This is a genomic window from Planctomonas deserti (assembly GCF_003067705.1).
GTDB classification, from domain to species: Bacteria; Actinomycetota; Actinomycetes; order Actinomycetales; family Microbacteriaceae; genus Planctomonas; species Planctomonas deserti.
Map to the genome: position 1 here is coordinate 70,065 of NZ_QANL01000003.1, position 16,248 is coordinate 86,312.

General features: G+C 70.1%; 15 protein-coding genes. 7 read left to right on the plus strand and 8 right to left on the minus strand.

Annotated features, from left to right (window positions below):
* The first annotated feature begins 48 nt into the window (after positions 1–48).
* Entirely contained in the window at positions 49–312 is a 264-nt protein-coding gene (locus tag DAI20_RS18515) for a zinc-ribbon domain-containing protein (protein WP_159085008.1), read from the plus strand.
* A gap of 114 nt (positions 313–426) precedes the next feature.
* On the opposite strand, the gene DAI20_RS11075 is transcribed toward DAI20_RS18515, so the two are convergent.
* The 4 genes from DAI20_RS11075 to DAI20_RS11090 are packed head-to-tail and all read right to left on the minus strand — an operon-like array spanning position 427 to position 5,275.
* A complete protein-coding gene (locus tag DAI20_RS11075; protein ID WP_108250789.1) occupies positions 427–2,001 on the minus strand; it encodes a glycoside hydrolase family 32 protein in 1,575 nt (524 codons plus the stop codon).
* Positions 1,998–2,948: a carbohydrate ABC transporter permease gene (locus DAI20_RS11080; protein WP_108250791.1), complete on the minus strand. Its 951-nt coding sequence runs from the start codon at positions 2,946–2,948 to the stop codon at positions 1,998–2,000. Before DAI20_RS11080 ends, DAI20_RS11075 begins: the two co-directional genes overlap by 4 nt.
* 1 nt (position 2,949) lies before the next feature.
* Positions 2,950–3,918: a carbohydrate ABC transporter permease gene (locus DAI20_RS11085; RefSeq protein WP_108250793.1), complete on the minus strand. Its 969-nt coding sequence runs from the start codon at positions 3,916–3,918 to the stop codon at positions 2,950–2,952.
* A 58-nt stretch (positions 3,919–3,976) separates the two neighbouring features.
* The gene (locus tag DAI20_RS11090) at positions 3,977–5,275 is read right to left on the minus strand and encodes a sugar ABC transporter substrate-binding protein (RefSeq protein WP_108250795.1); all 1,299 of its coding nucleotides are present in this window, start codon (positions 5,273–5,275) and stop codon (positions 3,977–3,979) included.
* Positions 5,276–5,436: 161 nt separating this feature from the next.
* Here DAI20_RS11090 and DAI20_RS11095 point away from each other — a divergent pair, with 161 nt between their 5' ends.
* On the plus strand, positions 5,437–6,471 hold the full coding sequence (locus tag DAI20_RS11095; RefSeq protein WP_108250797.1) for a LacI family DNA-binding transcriptional regulator: 1,035 nt from the start codon (positions 5,437–5,439) through the stop codon (positions 6,469–6,471).
* A 175-nt stretch (positions 6,472–6,646) separates the two neighbouring features.
* Here DAI20_RS11095 and DAI20_RS11100 read toward each other — a convergent pair whose 3' ends face one another.
* Together DAI20_RS11100 and DAI20_RS11105 are read right to left on the minus strand one after the other, a co-directional pair.
* A complete protein-coding gene (locus DAI20_RS11100; RefSeq protein WP_108250799.1) occupies positions 6,647–7,063 on the minus strand; it encodes a CBS domain-containing protein in 417 nt (138 codons plus the stop codon).
* A gap of 202 nt (positions 7,064–7,265) precedes the next feature.
* Entirely contained in the window at positions 7,266–8,753 is a 1,488-nt protein-coding gene (locus DAI20_RS11105) for an MDR family MFS transporter (protein WP_108250801.1), read from the minus strand.
* A 224-nt stretch (positions 8,754–8,977) separates the two neighbouring features.
* On the opposite strand from DAI20_RS11105, the gene DAI20_RS11110 reads away from it, so the two are divergent.
* The 4 genes from DAI20_RS11110 (at position 8,978) to DAI20_RS11125 (ending at position 12,290) form a co-directional block, all read left to right on the plus strand.
* Complete coding sequence (locus tag DAI20_RS11110) at positions 8,978–9,451, plus strand: GyrI-like domain-containing protein (protein WP_108250803.1); 474 nt, start codon at positions 8,978–8,980, stop codon at positions 9,449–9,451.
* Positions 9,452–9,898: 447 nt separating this feature from the next.
* A complete protein-coding gene (locus DAI20_RS11115; RefSeq protein ID WP_108251667.1) occupies positions 9,899–11,020 on the plus strand; it encodes an iron-containing redox enzyme family protein in 1,122 nt (373 codons plus the stop codon).
* Positions 11,017–12,081, plus strand: a complete 1,065-nt coding sequence (locus DAI20_RS11120; RefSeq protein ID WP_108250805.1) for a glycosyltransferase family 2 protein — start codon at positions 11,017–11,019, stop codon at positions 12,079–12,081. The genes DAI20_RS11115 and DAI20_RS11120 overlap by 4 nt, the downstream gene beginning before the upstream one ends.
* Positions 12,078–12,290: a CDGSH iron-sulfur domain-containing protein gene (locus DAI20_RS11125; RefSeq protein WP_108250807.1), complete on the plus strand. Its 213-nt coding sequence runs from the start codon at positions 12,078–12,080 to the stop codon at positions 12,288–12,290. Before DAI20_RS11120 ends, DAI20_RS11125 begins: the two co-directional genes overlap by 4 nt.
* Positions 12,291–12,696: 406 nt before the next feature.
* On the opposite strand, the gene DAI20_RS11130 is transcribed toward DAI20_RS11125, so the two are convergent.
* Complete coding sequence (locus DAI20_RS11130) at positions 12,697–13,362, minus strand: maleylpyruvate isomerase family mycothiol-dependent enzyme (protein ID WP_108250810.1); 666 nt, start codon at positions 13,360–13,362, stop codon at positions 12,697–12,699.
* A 124-nt stretch (positions 13,363–13,486) separates the two neighbouring features.
* Here DAI20_RS11130 and DAI20_RS11135 point away from each other — a divergent pair, with 124 nt between their 5' ends.
* The gene (locus DAI20_RS11135) at positions 13,487–14,728 is read left to right on the plus strand and encodes an MFS transporter (RefSeq protein ID WP_108250812.1); all 1,242 of its coding nucleotides are present in this window, start codon (positions 13,487–13,489) and stop codon (positions 14,726–14,728) included.
* Positions 14,729–14,759: 31 nt separating this feature from the next.
* Here DAI20_RS11135 and DAI20_RS11140 read toward each other — a convergent pair whose 3' ends face one another.
* The gene (locus DAI20_RS11140) at positions 14,760–15,920 is read right to left on the minus strand and encodes a PP2C family protein-serine/threonine phosphatase (RefSeq protein ID WP_108250814.1); all 1,161 of its coding nucleotides are present in this window, start codon (positions 15,918–15,920) and stop codon (positions 14,760–14,762) included.
* Positions 15,921–16,248 lie beyond the last annotated feature (328 nt).

Genomic DNA, 16,248 nt, shown 5'->3' on the forward strand with positions numbered 1-16,248 from the left:
GGGAATACTGTCGCGCAGCGTTGGCGTCCGGAGCCTACGCTCGGTCGTGTGTTCCTCCTCTTCGGCACCCGCCCCGCCCTGACCCTGCTCGTGGTCGTCACCTTCCTGTGCGACTACTGCGGGCAGACCGTCGCCCAGCACGTCTACAAGAAGACGAACAAGTTCACGCTGTTCTTCGTGCCGCTCTTCTCGTTCTCGAAGTCGTACTTCGTGGAGTGCTCGAACTGCGGCGGCGCCACCGCGCTCACCGAGGCGCAGGCCCACCGCTCGATGCGGACGGCCGGCGGCACCCCCGACCCGCACGATCGCTGAGCCTTACGGCGTTGAGCCGCGCGGCGCTGGGCTCCCTCAGTCGCTGAACCCCACGGTCGCTGAGCCCGTCGAAGCGGCGAACGTCTTCTCGACAGACGCGGGGATGGACCGGGCTCAGCGGATTGCGGCGGTGATCCGCAGGTCCGTGACCTCGGCGTCTCCGCCGCTGGCGTAGACGGAGATCGCGGTCGCCGACTCGGCCGGGAACACGAGGTCGGTGAGGGTCACGAGACCGTCCTCGGCGAACACCTCGACCGAGCACCGGTCCGTGTAGACGGTGAGCCGGTATGCGCCGTCCAGCGCGGCGACCGGTGCCGTCTCCACCGAGGGGAACGCGGCGGAGAAGCCGGTGTCGCCCGAGCGTGTGCGGTCGAGCAGGATCACGCCCTCGCCCGGCCGGATGCCGATGCGCGTCCCTCCGGCCGCGTCGTCGCTCCCACCCAGAGCCGCACCGCGCACGACGAGCCCGAACTCCGTCGCCGACCCCGGTCGGAACGTCGCGTCGATCCGCATGGCGACCGAGTCGGGGGCGGGAACCGCCCGCACCTCGTCGACGAGCACGTCGAGGTCGACCGGGGTCCGCTCGGCCGCGAAGGCCGGGAACGCCGCACGCTCGACCTCGGCCGGCACCCGCTGGGCCAGCCGCAGCCCGGCGGCCGTGCGCACCAGCGACAGCTCGCGCGGCAGCGACATGGCGCTGCGCCACGGGGAGGTGGGGATCTCGTTCGCGTACTCCCAGTTGTTCATCCAGCCCAGCAGGATCCGCCGGTCGTCCGGAGCGTCGGTGAAGGCGACGGCGGCGTAGAAGTCGCGGCCCCAGTCCAGCCAGCCGTACTCCCGGAGGCGTGCGCCGTCGTCGGGCCCCGGCGGAACGGTGCTGTGCGGGGTGAAGGAGACGCCGTCGAAGTCGCCGACGAAGTACTGCCCGGCCGAGCCGCCGTTCGGGCCGCCGGGGCTGAGGTTCACGGTGAGCACCCAGGCGCTCGCCCCCGGCTCATCGCGTACGGGAAGCGGGAAGAGGTCGGGGCACTCCCACACGCCGCCCGTCGCGTTGGCGGGGCCGAAGTCGCTGAGGTGCTCCCAGGCGAGGAGGTCGTCCGAGCGGTACAGCACGACGAGGTGCTGCGTCGCCTCCACCGCCACGAGCACCCAGTACGAGGATCCCTCGCCGGAGTACCAGAACACCTTGGGGTCCCGGAAGTCGGGGGACGCCCGCGACAGCACCGGGTTCCCCGCGTGCTTGGTCCAGCGGTAGCCGCCGTCGAGGCTGAACGCGATCGACTGCGCCTGGATGCCGTCGTGGCCGGCGCCGTTCCGGAAGGCGCTCGTGTAGACGGCGACGAGCGGCGGCTGATCCGAGGTGCCGAGTCCGCTGGTGTTGTGGGCGTCGAACACCACGCTGCCGGAGAAGACGTCCTCCCGCTCGTCGCACGGGATGGCGACGGGATGCTCCCGCCAGGTCACCAGGTCGGCCGACGTCGCGTGACCCCAGGACATGTTGCCCCAGACGTTGCCGAACGGGTTGTTCTGGAAGTAGAGGTGGAAGAGGCCGCCGTGGTAGATGAGGCCGTTCGGGTCGTTGAGCCAGGTGTCCCGCGCGGCGAAGTGCAGCTCCGGGCGGAACGCCTCCGGGGATGCACCCGGAACGGTCGGAGTCGAGCCGGTGACGGTCGGATCCAGCGCGGTCATCCCTTCACCCCGGTCGACGCGATGCTGTTGATGAACGATCGTTGGAAGGCGATGAACAGTGCGATCACCGGCAGCGTGATCATCGTCGAGTAGGCCATGATCTCGCCCCACGACACGTTCAGCTGGTAGAAGTACTGGATCCCGACCATGACGGGTCGGAGCTCCTCGGTCTGGATCACCATCAGAGGCCAGAGGTAGGAGTTCCAGGCCGGCAGGAAGGTGAGGATCGCGACGGTCGCGATCGCCGGGCCTGACAGCGGCATGACGACCTTGCGGTAGATCCGGAACCAGCCGGCCCCATCCATGCGGGCCGCCTCGTCGAGCTCCTTGGGGATCGACTCGAAGTACTGATGGAAGAGGTAGATCGCGAACGCGTTCACAATGAACGGCACGATCTGCACCTGGTAGGTGTCCAGCCACCCCCGCGTGAACGCGACGCCGAACTCGTCGACGGAGAGCGACGGCAGCTGGTTCACCCACCACACGAGCGGCAGCGCCAGGGTCTCGAACGGGATGATCAGGGTCGCGATGATGACCGTGAGGATGAGTCCCTTGCCGGGAACCCGCATCCGCGACAGGGCGAACGCCGCGAGGCTGTTGATCACGATGCCGAGCGCCACCGTCACGACGGACACGCCCACCGAGTTGATGAGGAAGCGTGCGGCGGGCACGCGGTCGAACACCGCCGCGTAGTTGTCGAGCGAGATGTTGCCGACCGGGAGGAACGCGGCCAGCGACGCCAGGTCGCCGAAGATCTGCGCGTCCGGCTTGAGCGACGACACGAACATGAACAGCAGCGGGAAGGAGAAGACGACGGCGAGCACGATGCGCACGAGCCAGCCGAGGATGCCGAGCCGGGCACGGGGAGCCCGTGCTGTGCGGGAGGAGGATCGGGCGGTGCGGGCCGGCGCCGCCGTCGGCGGCGCCAGGTGGACGTCGGTGGCCATGTCAGACCTTCTCTCTGGTGAGGAGTCGCTGGATCGCGGAGATGATGAGCACGATCACGAAGAAGACAAGCGAGATCGCGGAGGCGTAGGACGTCTCCTGCTGACGGAACCCGGACTCGACCGCCTGGTAGACCACGGTCGTGGTGGAGTCGAGCGGGCCGCCCTGGGTCATGACGCTGACCTGGGTGAACAGGCTGAGCGCGGCGATCGTGATGGTGACGAGGATGAGGCTGCGGGTGGCTCGCAGACCGGGCCAGGTGATGTAGCGGAACTTCTGCCACCGGCTGACCCCGTCGATGTCGGCGGCCTCGTAGAGCTCGGCGGAGATGGTCTGCAGCCCCGAGAGCCAGATGATCATGTGGAAGCCGACGCCCTGCCAGACCGACATCAGGATGATGGCGGGCATCGCGGTCGCCGTCTCGCCGAGCCAGTCCGGGCCGGTGACGAGCCCGAAGGTCGCCTTCGACAGCAGCACGTTGAGCAGGCCGTCCTCGCGGTAGAGGAAGACCCAGAGCAGGGACACGACGACCATGGAGGTCACGACCGGCAGGAAGTAGATCGTCCGGAAGAACGTCGTGCCCCGGATGCGCGTGTTGATGAGCAGCGCCATGACGAGGGCGAGGCCCGCCTGGAGCGGCACGACCACGATCGCGAAGTAGGCGACGTTGAGCAGCGCCCGGCCGAACGACGCGTCCTGGAACAGGCGCACGAAGTTGTCCAGCCCGGCGAACGTGGCCGGGTAGGGGGAGATCAGACGCGCGTTCGTGAAGGCGAGCCCGAAGGCCAGGCCCGCGGGGATGAGGATGAACAGGATGAGCAGCACGATCGCCGGCGCCAGCATGGCGAGGCCCGATCGCTGCTCGTGTCGGTAGCTGCGGTTGGGCTTCTTCCGCCCGACGGGACCGGGAAGCTTCGCGATGGCGACGCCCTCGAGGGGGATGATCGAGGGGCCCTGGGTGGATGTGGTCATGACAGTCTCCGTTGACGCGAAAGGCGGGGCGCTCGCCGAGGGCGGCGCCCCGCCGCGGCTACTTCTGCGTGTATCCGCCGTTGGACTTGATGTTGGTGTCGATGTTCTTCACCGCGGTGTCGAGCGTCGATCGCGGGTCGCCGCCGTTGATGACGTCCTGCATGGCCTTGCCGAACTCCGTCGCGATGAATGGGTAGGCGGGGGTCTCCGGTCGCAGCACGGCGTACTTCTCCGAGTACTCGCGGAACTGCGCAAGCTCGCCGCCCTCCTCGTAGCCCGGCACCAGCGCGGCCGCCTCGGCGGTCGCCGGGATGGTGCCCGTGGCCGACGCGACGGCGGCGATGTACTCGGGCTTCAGCGAGAAGGAGAGGTAGTCCATGGCGGCCTCGGGGTTCGCGCACCCGGTGGTCACACCCCACTGCCACGAGCCGCCGCCGATCTTGGGTCCCGTGCCGAGGTCGAACGACGGCATGACCACGAGGTCGTCGCCGAGGACCTCCCTGGTGCTGGTCGCCGCCCAGCTGCCCGTGTAGAGGATGGCGGACCTGTCGTTCTGGAAGTCGATGGTCGAGTCCTTGCCGCTCTTCTTCGCGGCGTACCCGTCCTCGATGAGGCCCTGGAACCACGTCGCCCACTCCACGGCCTCTGGACCGTTCAGCACGCCGTCGGCGGACTGGAAGTCGTCCCGGTTCACGAGGTCGCCGCCGAAGGACTGGAGGAACGGCGAGTACGCGTAGGGCAGCCATTCGCCGGTGCCGGCCGTGCCGAGGTCGAGCGGGTACTCCCAGGTGCCCTCCGCCTTCAGCGCGGCGAGCGCGGAGTCGAGCTCCTCGCGGGTCCACGGCTCCTCGACGGTGGCCACGCGGATGCCGGCCGCGTCGAGCACCGACTTTCGGGCGAACGTCGCGAGCGCGACGTCGTAGTAGCCGACGGAGTAGGTCTCGTCGTTCCACACGCCGAGGGTGCTGGGCAGGTTCTTGTCGAGGTCGACGCTGAGGTCGAGGGGGGCGAGGTACTTGGCCCAGGCCCAGTTCGGCACGTTCGGTCCGTCGATGTCCACGATGCAGGGGAGCTTCCCGGCGGAGGCGGCCGCCACGACGGAGTCGTTGTACGAGTCCTGGGGGAACGCCTGCACCTTGACCGAGGTCTCGTCCTGGCTGGCGTTGTAGTCGTCGACGATCGACTGGATCGCGTCGAGCTCGGCCTTGTTCCCCGCGTTGTGGGTCCAGAGGGTCAGCTCGCCGTTCTTGCCGTCGCTGCCCGCCGCCCCGCCGCCGCCGGAGGCGCAACCGGTGAGGGCCGCGATGATGCCGACTGCTGCTGAGGTAACGACGACGCGTCGCGCGGGTGTTCTCACCGGTGGTTCTCCTTTGAACGAGTGCTGCGTGAATGACGCTAAATTGATTTAGCACTCGCACGCTAACACGCGCACCCGGCGGCGACAAGGGATTTGCTAAATTGATTCAGCGGATCGCCTTCCGACCGACTCTCTAGGCTGGCGGAGGAAACGGAGGACGCATGAAAGCCAGAAGGGCGACCCTTGCCGATGTCGCGGAGCGCGCCGGCATGTCGAAGACGGCTGTCAGCCTCATCCTGAACAACCGGCCGGCCCGCCTGTCCGACGCGGCCATCGAGAAGGTCCGCGCGGCCGCCGCCGAGCTAAACTACCGGCCGAATCCCGCCGCCCTCGGTGTGCGCACGGGGAAGACCCGCACCGTCGGCCTCATCTCCGACGAGGTGACCGTGACCCGGTTCGCGTCGGCGATGATCCGCGGCGTGCTCGATGCGGCCGGACAGCGCGACCACACCGTGCTCATCGCCGAGACGGGAAGCGACCTGACTCAGGAGGAGGCCGCGCTCGAGGCCATGATGGACCGCCGCGTGGACGGCGTCGTGTTCGGTCTCATGGGGGCGAAGGAGGTCGACATCCCCGAGATCCCCGCCGACGTGCCGGTGGTGATGCTGAACGGCACGACGCCGACAACGGCCGCGACGGTGCTGCCCGACGAGTACGAGGCGGGGCGGGGAATCGCCCGGGTGCTCCTCGATCGCGGGCACGGGAAGGGCATCGCCCTCATCGGTCACTACCCCGAGGCGATCGAGGACGCCCGGGTGTCGGCCACGGTCGGCAGGCGCTTCGCCGGCATCGGTGACGCCCTCGCGGAGGCAGGTGTGCGGCTCGCCGCGGAGATCACCGTCCGTCAGTGGGAGCCCGCCGCGGGCCGGGAGGCGGCGGCGGAACTCCTCGAGACCGTCGACGGACTCACGGCCGTGATCTGCGCAAACGACCGCCTCGCCTTCGGCCTCTACCAGACCTTCCAGGAGCGGGACGTGCGCATCCCGCAGGACGTCTCGGTCGTCTCCTTCGACGACGATGAGATCGCGGCCTACCTCCGCCCGGGGCTCACCACGGCGCGGATCCCCTACGAGGAGATGGGCAAGCGGGCGGTCGAGTTGCTGCTCGCCGGGGACTTCTCGCCTCAGCGGATCCTGGTGCCGATGCCGATCGTCGAGCGGGAGTCGGTGCGCGACCTCCGTTCGTCGGAGGGGTAGGGACCCGCAAGCGCTCCGGAGGCTCACGGGCATACCCGCCGCACGCGGAAGGGCCGGGCGGTCCGCCGCTGAGCGGGGCCGCCCGGCCCTGTGTCCGATCCCGTCGGAGTCTGCCCCAAGGGCGTCGAGCCGGTGGGCGTCGATCCCGTGCGAGTCCTCCCGTGCGGAGAACCGGTCAGTCCTCCGAGATCTCCTGCACGAGGTCGCCCGTCGCGCCCTCCGAGAGCGAGTTCGCGATGTCCGCCTGGCTGATGATGCCCACGAGGTCGTGGCCGTCGATCACGGGCAGACGGCGCACCTGGTGCTTCTTCATCGTCTCGAGCGCCTCGGTGATGTCGTCGTCCGCGCCGATGGTCACGGGCTTGCCCTCACCGAGGCTGCCGGCGGTGACGCTGCTGGGGTCGCCGCCCTCGGCGAGGCACTTCACCACGATGTCGCGGTCGGTCAGCATGCCCTTGAGCCGGTTGTCCTCGCCGCAAATCGGCAGGGCGCCGACGTCGAGGTCGCGCATCTTCCGTGCGGCGTCGACAAGCGTCTCGTTCTCCCGGACGCACTCGACCCCCTGCGACATGACTTCTCTGGCTGTCGTCATCTTTCGTCCTTCCACTGTTGTCAGAACCGACCCGGACGTGGGGACGCCCGGGCGCGGGCCGCATCAGCGTTCCGAACGGTCGCCTGCGGCCCGTCGCCTCCGACGCTACGCCGGAAGGATGGCGCGGGGGAGGGGTCTCGACGGGCGGCAGAAGCGGCGATTCGGGGAGGATCGCTGAGCGCGATCCGGCAGCCTCGAGACGTCAGTGGACGGGCATGCCCTCGGGCGCGTTCTGGTCGTCCGTGCGGCGGATGAAGAACGCGGCGGGGATGGCGAACAGCGAGATGATCGCGCCGATCACGAAGGCCATGTGAATGCCGCCCGCGGTCGCCGAGAGCTCCGAGGATCCGCCGGCCGTGAGGGTCGCGGCCTGAGCGGACATCACGGTCACGAACAGCGCCGTGCCCGCGGCGGCCGCCACCTGCTGCACCGTGCCGACGACCGCGCTGCCGTGCGAGTAGAGCGACGGACGCAGCGAGCCGAGGGCGGAGGTGAACAGGGGGGTGAACAGCAGGGCGAGGCCGAGGCTCAGGCCGATGTGTGCGACGAGCAGCCACCAGAACGGCGAGCGCTCGTCCAGCATCGTCATGAACCAGAACGCGAGGCTGACGATCGAGGAGCCGGTCATCAGCAGGCCGGTGGGCCCGAACCGGTCGTAGGCCCGGCCCACGAACGGCGCGAGCAGGCCCATGAGCAGGCCGCCGGGGAGCAGCAGGAGGCCCGTGCTCAGCGGATCGAGGCCGAGGACGGTCTGCATGTAGATGGGCAGCAGGATGAGGGTGCCGAACAGCGCCATCATGCTGATGGTCAGCATCAGGATCGCGAACGAGAACGTGCGGGTCGTGAAGGTGCGCAGGTCGAGCAGGGCGGAGTCGCGACGCTGCAGCGCCACCTGGCGCAGCGCGAAGATCACCAGGGCGATCACGCCGACGGCGAGCGGGGCGAACCCGGCGACCGCTCCCGCGCCCTCCGAGGCCTCGCCGAGGTTGCTGAGGCCGTAGACGAGGCCACCGAAGCCGAAGGCCGACAGCACGACGGAGAGCACGTCGAAGTGCGTGCGGCGCGGGGTCGTCACGTTCTTGATCCGGGCCATGCCGAGCAGCAGCGACCCGACGGCGATCGGCAGGACGAGGATGAACATCCAGCGCCAGTCGAGCACGCTGAGGATGATGCCCGAGATGGTGGGACCGATGGCCGGCGCGACGGAGATCACGATGGAGATGTTGCCCATCGTGCGGCCGCGGGAGGCCGGCGGCACGAGCGTCATGACGGTCGTCATGAGCAGCGGCATCATGATCGCGGTGCCGCTCGCCTGCACGACGCGGCCGACGAGGAGCAGCTCGAATCCCGGCGACACCGCGGCGAGGAGGGTTCCCGTGCTGAACAGGGACATCGCGGCGATGAAGACCGGGCGGGTGTGGAAGCGCTGCAGCAGGAAGCCCGTGATCGGGATGACGACGGCCATCGTCAACATGAACGCGGTAGTGAGCCACTGCCCGGCGGTCGCGGTGATGCCGAGGTCCTCCATGAGCCGGGGCAGGGCGACGCCCATGATCGTCTCGTTGAGGATGACGACGAACGCCGACACCAGCAGGAGCGAGATGACGAGCCGGTTGCGCGACTCGGTGGCGCGCTCGCGCTCGAGGCCGTCCGCCACATCCGGGAGCGAGATCGGTGCGGTCTGAGTCATGGGGGTCCGTTCAGGAGCGGGGCAGGGCTGCGGTCCGTTCGAGGACCGGGAGGATGCGTCGGTGCTGCGGGCTGGCGTGACCGGTCCGTTCAACAGGAAGCGCGGAACGGGTTCCCTTTATTCCGCTGCTGAGGAAGTTCTTCTGCTGCGAGGGCGGAGCGACTAATGTTCACACCGTCCACAAGTTACTACGGCGCATCACCCGAACGGAAGGAGGAACGGACATGTTCGAGGTCTTGGTGAGGGAGGTGCCGGAGCAGACGGTCCTGGCGGAGCAGCGTCACGTGACGGTCGATGCGATCTCCGGTTTGATCAGCGAGGTGGTCGACCGCCAGCGTGCAGCCATCGAGGCCGCGGGCGGATCCGGCGCCGCTCCTTCCGTGATCTACCACGGCGTCGTGGACGAGGTCGCTGACGGGCCGGTGGAGGTGTGCACACCGGTGGATCCGGCGCTGCTCGAGCGCGTCGGTCTCGCCGCCCGGGTGGAGCCGGCCCACCGCGAGGCCTACGTCAGCATCCCGAAGCCGCTCGTCGAGTTCCCCGCCATCCTCACCGCCTACGACGCGGTCGAGAAGTGGATCGGCGAGCACGGGGAGACGATCATCGGGTCGCCCCGTGAGGTGTACTTCGGGGACTTCGAGGCGGCCGGACCCGAGGAGCCCGTCGTCGACATCGCGTTCCCGATCGCGTCCCGCTGAGCAGGACCTCAGCCGGAGAGTGGGCGGAAAAAGAGGAGCCGGGCGCTCGGCCCGGCTCCTCTCGGCCTCGAAGGGGGTCAGCCCTTCTTGTCCTGCTTGGCGCGCTTCTCCGCGCGCTTCTCCTTGAGGGACTTCGCAGCGGTCGTCTTCGTGCTGCTCTTCTTCGGTGACTTGTCGGCCATGAGTCGCTCCATTCTCGAAACGCGTCGGCTTCGGTTCCTGCAGGATACGGGTCCGCGCGGCGGGGACGATAGGGGCGGCCGCCGGATGTGGACGCGGGGTGGAGCCGGCGCTGTGCTCGGCGCGTCGGTGCCGTTCCGCGCCGACGTTCTATATCACCGTCGCGCCCGGCACTTCTCCAGCTTTGCCCAGGTCTCCGGCGTCCCCTGCGAGCAGACTGGAGGCATGCAAGCGAACGACGACGTTATGCGGAGCGCGACCGCCCCGATGATCCCTCCCACCCCCCGCGGCCCGGCGAGCGCCGCCCTCCTCGACGTGCTCCTCGAAGCCGCCGCGGACCCGTCCCGCCTCGTCGAGTCCGTCCGCGCGGCCATGGCGGCCACCCCCGACCTGCTGCGCGACGACGACCTGCAGCTGACCCTGTTCGCCCTGTACGAGCTGCAGTACGGCGGCATCGAGGGCGTCGACGACCGCTGGGAGTGGGATCCGACCCTGCTCACGGCTCGCGCCCTGATCGAGGAGCGCTTCGAGGCCGAGCTGCACGCCGCCATCCCGACTCCCGCGCTGCCCGAGGCGAGCGCCGAGGCCGTCGCCCAGGCTCTGTTCGACCTCACCTCCGCCGATGGCGGCCCGTCCCTCTCGCGCTTCGTGGCGAAGAAGGCGACGGACGAGCAGCTGCACGAGTTCCTCATGCAGCGCTCGATCTACACGCTGAAGGAGGCGGACCCGCACTCCTGGGCGATTCCCCGCCTGCGCGGACGGGCGAAGGCGGCCCTCGTGGAGATCCAGTCCGACGAGTACGGCGGTGGTCGTCCCGGCCGGGTGCACTCCGCGATCTTCGCGCGCACCATGCGCGGGCTCGGGCTCGATGACCGCTACGGCACCTACGTCGACTCCGTGTCCGCGCTCACGCTCGCCTCGCTCAACATGATGTCGATGTTCGGCCTGCACCGCCGCCTCCGCGGCTGCATCGTCGGCCACCTCGCCGCGTTCGAGATGACCTCGTCCATCCCCAGCCGTTTCTACGGCAACGGCTTCCGCCGGCTCGGCTACGGCGAGGACGTGACCTGGTACTTCGACGAGCACGTCGAGGCGGATGCCGTGCACGAGCAGATCGCCGGGCGCGACCTCGCGGGCGGGCTCGTGGAGTCGGATCCCGGCCTCCTCGCCGACGTGATGTTCGGTGCGGCCGCGTGCCTCGCCGTCGACGGCTGGGCGGCCGGGGAGGTGCTCGACGCGTGGACCGCGGGCAGGAGCTCGCTGCGGACGCCTGCGCAGGAGCAGGGGCAGGGGCAGGCGCGGGAGCAGGAGCAGGCGCGGGCGTCGGTGGCATCGCTGTCGCAGGAGCCGCTGCCGCAGGCGCCACTGTCGCAGCCGCTGCCTGCATGATCGACGCGGAGTACGTGCTTCCGCTGCGCTGGTCGGACGACGCGGGGCGGGACGAGCTCGTCGGGTACCTCGGCGAGCTGTCCCGCTGGATCCCGGTCCTCGTCGTGGACGGGTCCGAGCGGGCGCTGTTCGACCGGCTCGCGGTGGCGCTGCCGCCCGCGGTCCGGCACATGGCGCCGGAGCCGTGGCCCGGGGGCAACGGGAAGGTCGCCGGCGTTGTCACGGGACTGCGCCACGCGCGCGCCGAGCGCGTCGTGATCGCGGACGATGACGTGCGCTACACGGAGGACGCCCTGGCCCGTGTCGTCCAGCTTCTGGACCAAGCCGAGACCGTGCGGCCCGCGAACTACTTCGAACCGCGTCCCTGGCACGCCCGCTGGGACACGTCCCGGTCCCTGCTCAACCGCGCCCTCGGCTCGGACTACCCGGGCACGCTTGCGGTGCGCCGCTCCCTCCTGCTCACCGCCGGCGGTTACGCGGGCGACGTCCTGTTCGAGAACCTCGAACTGCTGCGCACGGTCCGGGCGGCGGGCGGGCGCGAGCGCCGCGCCGACGACCTGTTCGTCCGCCGGATGCCCCCGACGGTCCGGCACTTCCTCGGGCAGCGGGTGCGCCAGGCGTACGACGACTTCGCCCAACCGCCCCGACTCATCGCCGAGCTGTCGATCCTCCCGCTCGTGATGCTCGCCGTGCTGGCGCGACGGCCCCGATTCGTCGCGGCGGGCGTGCTCGGGCTCGTCGTGCTCGCGGAGCTGGGTCGTCGGCGAGGCCGGGGCACCCGGGTGTTCCCGGCGACGAGCGCGCTGTGGCTGCCGCTCTGGCTGGGGGAGCGCGGCCTCTGCGTGTGGCTCGCGCTCGGCGCCCGCCTTCGCGGCGGCGTGCGCTACTCCGGCGGCCGGCTGCTGCGCGCCGCGACGCCCAGGCGGGAGCTGCGCCGCCGGGTGGCTGCGTCGCTAGCCGGCGGTGGGATCCCGGCGGCGCCCGCTCCAGACGCCACCGGATCAGCTTCCCCACAGAGTCCACGATTAGTCGCCGAGGCGGCGGAAGGAGAGCCGACATGACCTCGATGCGCGAGGAGCAGGACCTGCCCGAGATCGTCGCCTGCCCGAACGGGCCGCTGCTGGTGCGCGGCAACGTGCGGATCGTCACGCCGGACGGCGAGCCGGTGCCGCGCGACCGGCGCACCGTCGCCCTCTGCCGGTGCGGTGTCTCCACTCTGAAGCCCTACTGCGACGGCACCCACAAGGCCATCAACTTCCGCACCGAGTAGGGGAGCTAGGGGCGACTTGCTGAGGGGCGCACTCCGGGCACCGAGTCGTCGCCCGGGAACGAGCACGTGGCCAATACAGGCTGTCTCGGTACCGACACAGGCTCCCTCACACCCGTAGCCGCACGGAACCGGGGGAGGGCCGGGCCTTCGGAGCCGGAGAGCCTGTGTTGCGAACAGCTGTGTCCCGCCCGAAGCCCCGCCCAGCCTGCGATGCGCGCAGCAGAGCCTGAAACGCGCACCCTCTCCGGCGCAATTCAGCAGAATCCGTTCGTGCGTCGGCGTGTCACCTTTCCTGGCCGGCGTGTCGGCTGGGATCTGCTGAGTTGCGTGCCCGGGGAGGGTGATTCTGCTGAATTGCGTGGGGGCCGGGGGCGGATCTGCTGAGTTGCGGCCAACCCCACGACCCCTAGGAGGGGTCGAGCGTGGGGCAGGCCCGGCGGCCGAAAAGGAACTGGATCAGGGTCGACGAGGTGCCGCTGAGCGCCGGCCCGCTGCCGAAGTGCCAGCCCGCGTCGGTCGCCGTCAGCGTGCGGGCGCGCAGCACCGCCCTGATCGGGGTGGGCGCCACGAGGATGCGGGCGAGCGCCACGGCGCCCGTCGCACGCGGCTCGAGCTGGAGGTCGACGCCGAGCGCGTGCGAGATGTCGTACGCGTGCACCACGGCCTCGGTCAACTCCGTGATGCGCACGCGCCCCCTGCCCATGCGCTTGTCGTCGGCGATCTCGCGGATGCGGTCGACGAGGTCCTCGTAGGAGGCCTCGGCGGCCTGGATGCTGAGATCGCCGATCGCGTCCATCGGATTCAGGCGCTTGCCGAACCAGGCGCGCCCGCCCGTCACGAGCATCCGCCCGGTGCTCGACCCCAGCCGCCACACGAGGTGCCCCGCGACATCGCGGACGCGCCACCCGTCGCACATGCTCGCGCTCTCCCACTGCTCAGGGGAGAGGGCGTCGAGCAGATCGGCGACCTGCTCGAGGATCACCGCGATCTCGCTGCTCCAGTTGCCCGTGACCTTCGCCTCCGGCTCGCGGGGGCCCTGGCTCAGGGGGAGGAATCGGGCGAAGTCGCTCATCTCCCCAGCCTACGGTCGCGTCCGGGTGGTGGTCATGCGGCGCCTTTCCGAGACCGAGCGGCGTCCGCTCGGGACGGTTCCCGGCGGGCGCGGGCGGCGGGTCACGCCGCCGTAGACTTGCGCGGTGCAGAATTCCCGCCCGGCTCCCGTCTGGGCGGGCAGAGGCCTCGCCGTCGTCGGGCTCATCGTCCTCGCCCTCAACCTGCGCAGCGCCGTCGCGGTCTTCTCGCCCATCATCGACGAGGTCGGCGTGGACATCCCGCTCACCACCGCCTCGGTCGGCGTGCTCGGGATGCTGCCGCCCGTCTGCTTCGCGCTCTTCGGCCTCCTCGCTCCCACCGTCGCCCGCAGAGCGGGGCTCGAGCTCACGGTCGTGTGCGCACTCGTGGCGATGACCGTCGGGCACCTGGTGCGCGGCCTGTCCGACTCCCTCGAGGTGTTCGGCGTCGCCACGGCTCTGACCCTGGCAGGCATGGGCTTCGGCAACGTGCTGATGCCGCCCCTCATCAAGCGCTACTTCCCCGACCGCATCGGCATGTTCACTTCGGTCACCACGGTCATGCTCTCCGTGAGCACGGGCGTGCCGACCCTGATCGCCGCCCCGGTCGCCGACACGGTAGGCTGGCGCGTCGCCATCGGCTCCTGGGCCGCGCTCGCCCTGATCGCGCTCGTGCCGTGGATCGCCCTGCTCGTGCAGCACCGCAGGCGGGTGAGCCGGGAGGACTCGCCCGAGCTCGGCGGCGCCGCATCCGGCCCGGTCGGTCGCGCGTGGCGGTCGCCCGTCGCCTGGTCGATCATGGTCGTGCAGGCCGCGTCCTCCTTCAACGCCTACGCCATGTTCGCCTGGCTTCCGCTGCTGCTCGTCGACACCGCAGACACGACGCCCGCGGCCGCGGGCGCCCTGCTCTCGCTCTTCGGCTTCGCGGGACTTCCCGCGGCGATCGTCGTGCCGTTCCTCGCGGTGCGGATGCGCAACGTCGGCATCCTGGTGCAGGTCGGCGTCGGGTTCTTCGTCGCGGGCTACGCCGGCCTCCTCTTCGCGCCGGCCACCCTGACCTGGCTCTGGGTGCTGTTCGCGGGGCTCGGGCCCATCCTGTTCCCGGTGACGCTCGTGCTCATCAACCTGCGCACCCGCACCCAGCGCGGGTCGGTCGTGCTGAGCGGCTTCTCGCAGGGCTTCGGCTACGTCATCGGCGCCCTCGGTCCGCTGCTGTTCGGCCTCGTGCACGAGATCACGGGGTCCTGGCAGGTGCCGCTGATCATGCTGCTCGTGCCGGTCGCGGCCGCGAGCGTCGCGGGCGTCTACCTCGCCCGGCCGCACATGCTCGAGGACTCCTGGCACCCGAGGTCCGCCCCGAAGGCCTGATCGGTGGCGCGGCGCGAAAGCGCGATCAGAGTCAGAGGCGCTTGAGCGCGACCACCGTCACGTCGTCGAAGAGGTCGTCCGGGTCAACGGCGCCGGCCAGCGCCTGCACCGCCTTCTCCGGCGATCCGGCGTCGCTCACGACGCGCGCCACCTCGTACAGGGACGCGAGGGAACCGTCGAACAGCTCCAGCACGCCGTCACTGAAGACCAGGAACGTGTCGCCCGGCCCGAGAGGCACGCTCTGCCGCTCCCACGTGTCCTCGCGGAACAATCCGAGCGGCGGACCGCCGGTCGGCACGCGAACGACACCGCCGTCCTCCGGCACAACCATGGCGAGGCCGTGCCCGGCGTCGACGTAGTGCACGACGTCGTTCTGCACGTCGAGGCTGGCGTGCAGCAGGGTGACGAACGAGCCCGTGCTCGACAGGTCCTCATAGATCGCTCCCGCGACACGCTGCATCGTCGCGCCCACCCTCTCGGTGGCCGCATAGCGCAGCACGGCCCGCAGTCCCGCGGCGATGATGGCCGCGCCCATGCCCTTGCCCATCACGTCCGCGACCGTGAAGGTGATGCCGCCGTTGACGTCCTTCTGCCAGTCGAAGAAGTCACCGCCCACCACGCGGGCGGAGGTCGAGGCACCGGCGATCTCGTATCCGGGCACGAGCACGTTGGCCTTGGGGGCCAGGGCCTTCGCCACCTGCTGGGCGCGCTCGGCCTCGGACTCGCGCGCGAGCTCCTCCTCGAGGAAGCGGGCGATGACGCCGAGTGCGATTCGGTGCTCTTGCGTGAACGTGCGGGGCACGTGGTCGGCGACGGCGAAGAAGCCGGCGACCTGCCCCTCCTTCGTCAGCAGCTGGTGCGCGGCGTAGAAGCGGATGCCGAGTCTCTGGGCGACACTCTGCGGGCCGGTGAACTGCGGCACGGCGGCCATGTCCTCGACCACGACGAGGGCGGAATCGAGGGTGGTCTCGCTGAGGCTGCCCTCGCGAGGGATCTCCGCGTCCGTGAAGCCGATGTGCGACTTGAACCAGATGGACTTCTCGCCCAGCAGGCCGAGTCCCGCGAGGGGCACGCCGAAGTACTCCGCGGCCATGTACGTGAGCCGGTCGAACCGGGTCTCCACCTCGGTGCCGAAGAGGTTGAGGGCCTGCAGACTCTCAAGCCGCAGCTGCTCGTCATCGGTGTGGGGCAATCCGCGCTTCCTTCATGCTTGCGATCGTTCCGGTGCGGATGCGCGCGCTCCGCTGTCGTCCCAGAGGAAGAGAGGCGGCCCCCGCGGGTGCTCTCGCACCCGATGCCCACCCCGCAGGGGGGCGTTGCCCCAGGATAGGCCCCCCGAGGGGAAATCGAGGGGAAGAGGAGGGGCGGGAAGGGAAGTGGCCTCGGTTCTGTCGCCCTCGCATGGCCTCCTCACCGGCTTCACGCCGCCTGTGTCACGCCGCCTCGGCTGGGCGTCGCGCGACCGATGTCGGTGCCGGGTGAGAGAGTGCTGCGGGGCAGGTCCTCGGCCGTGGATCCGG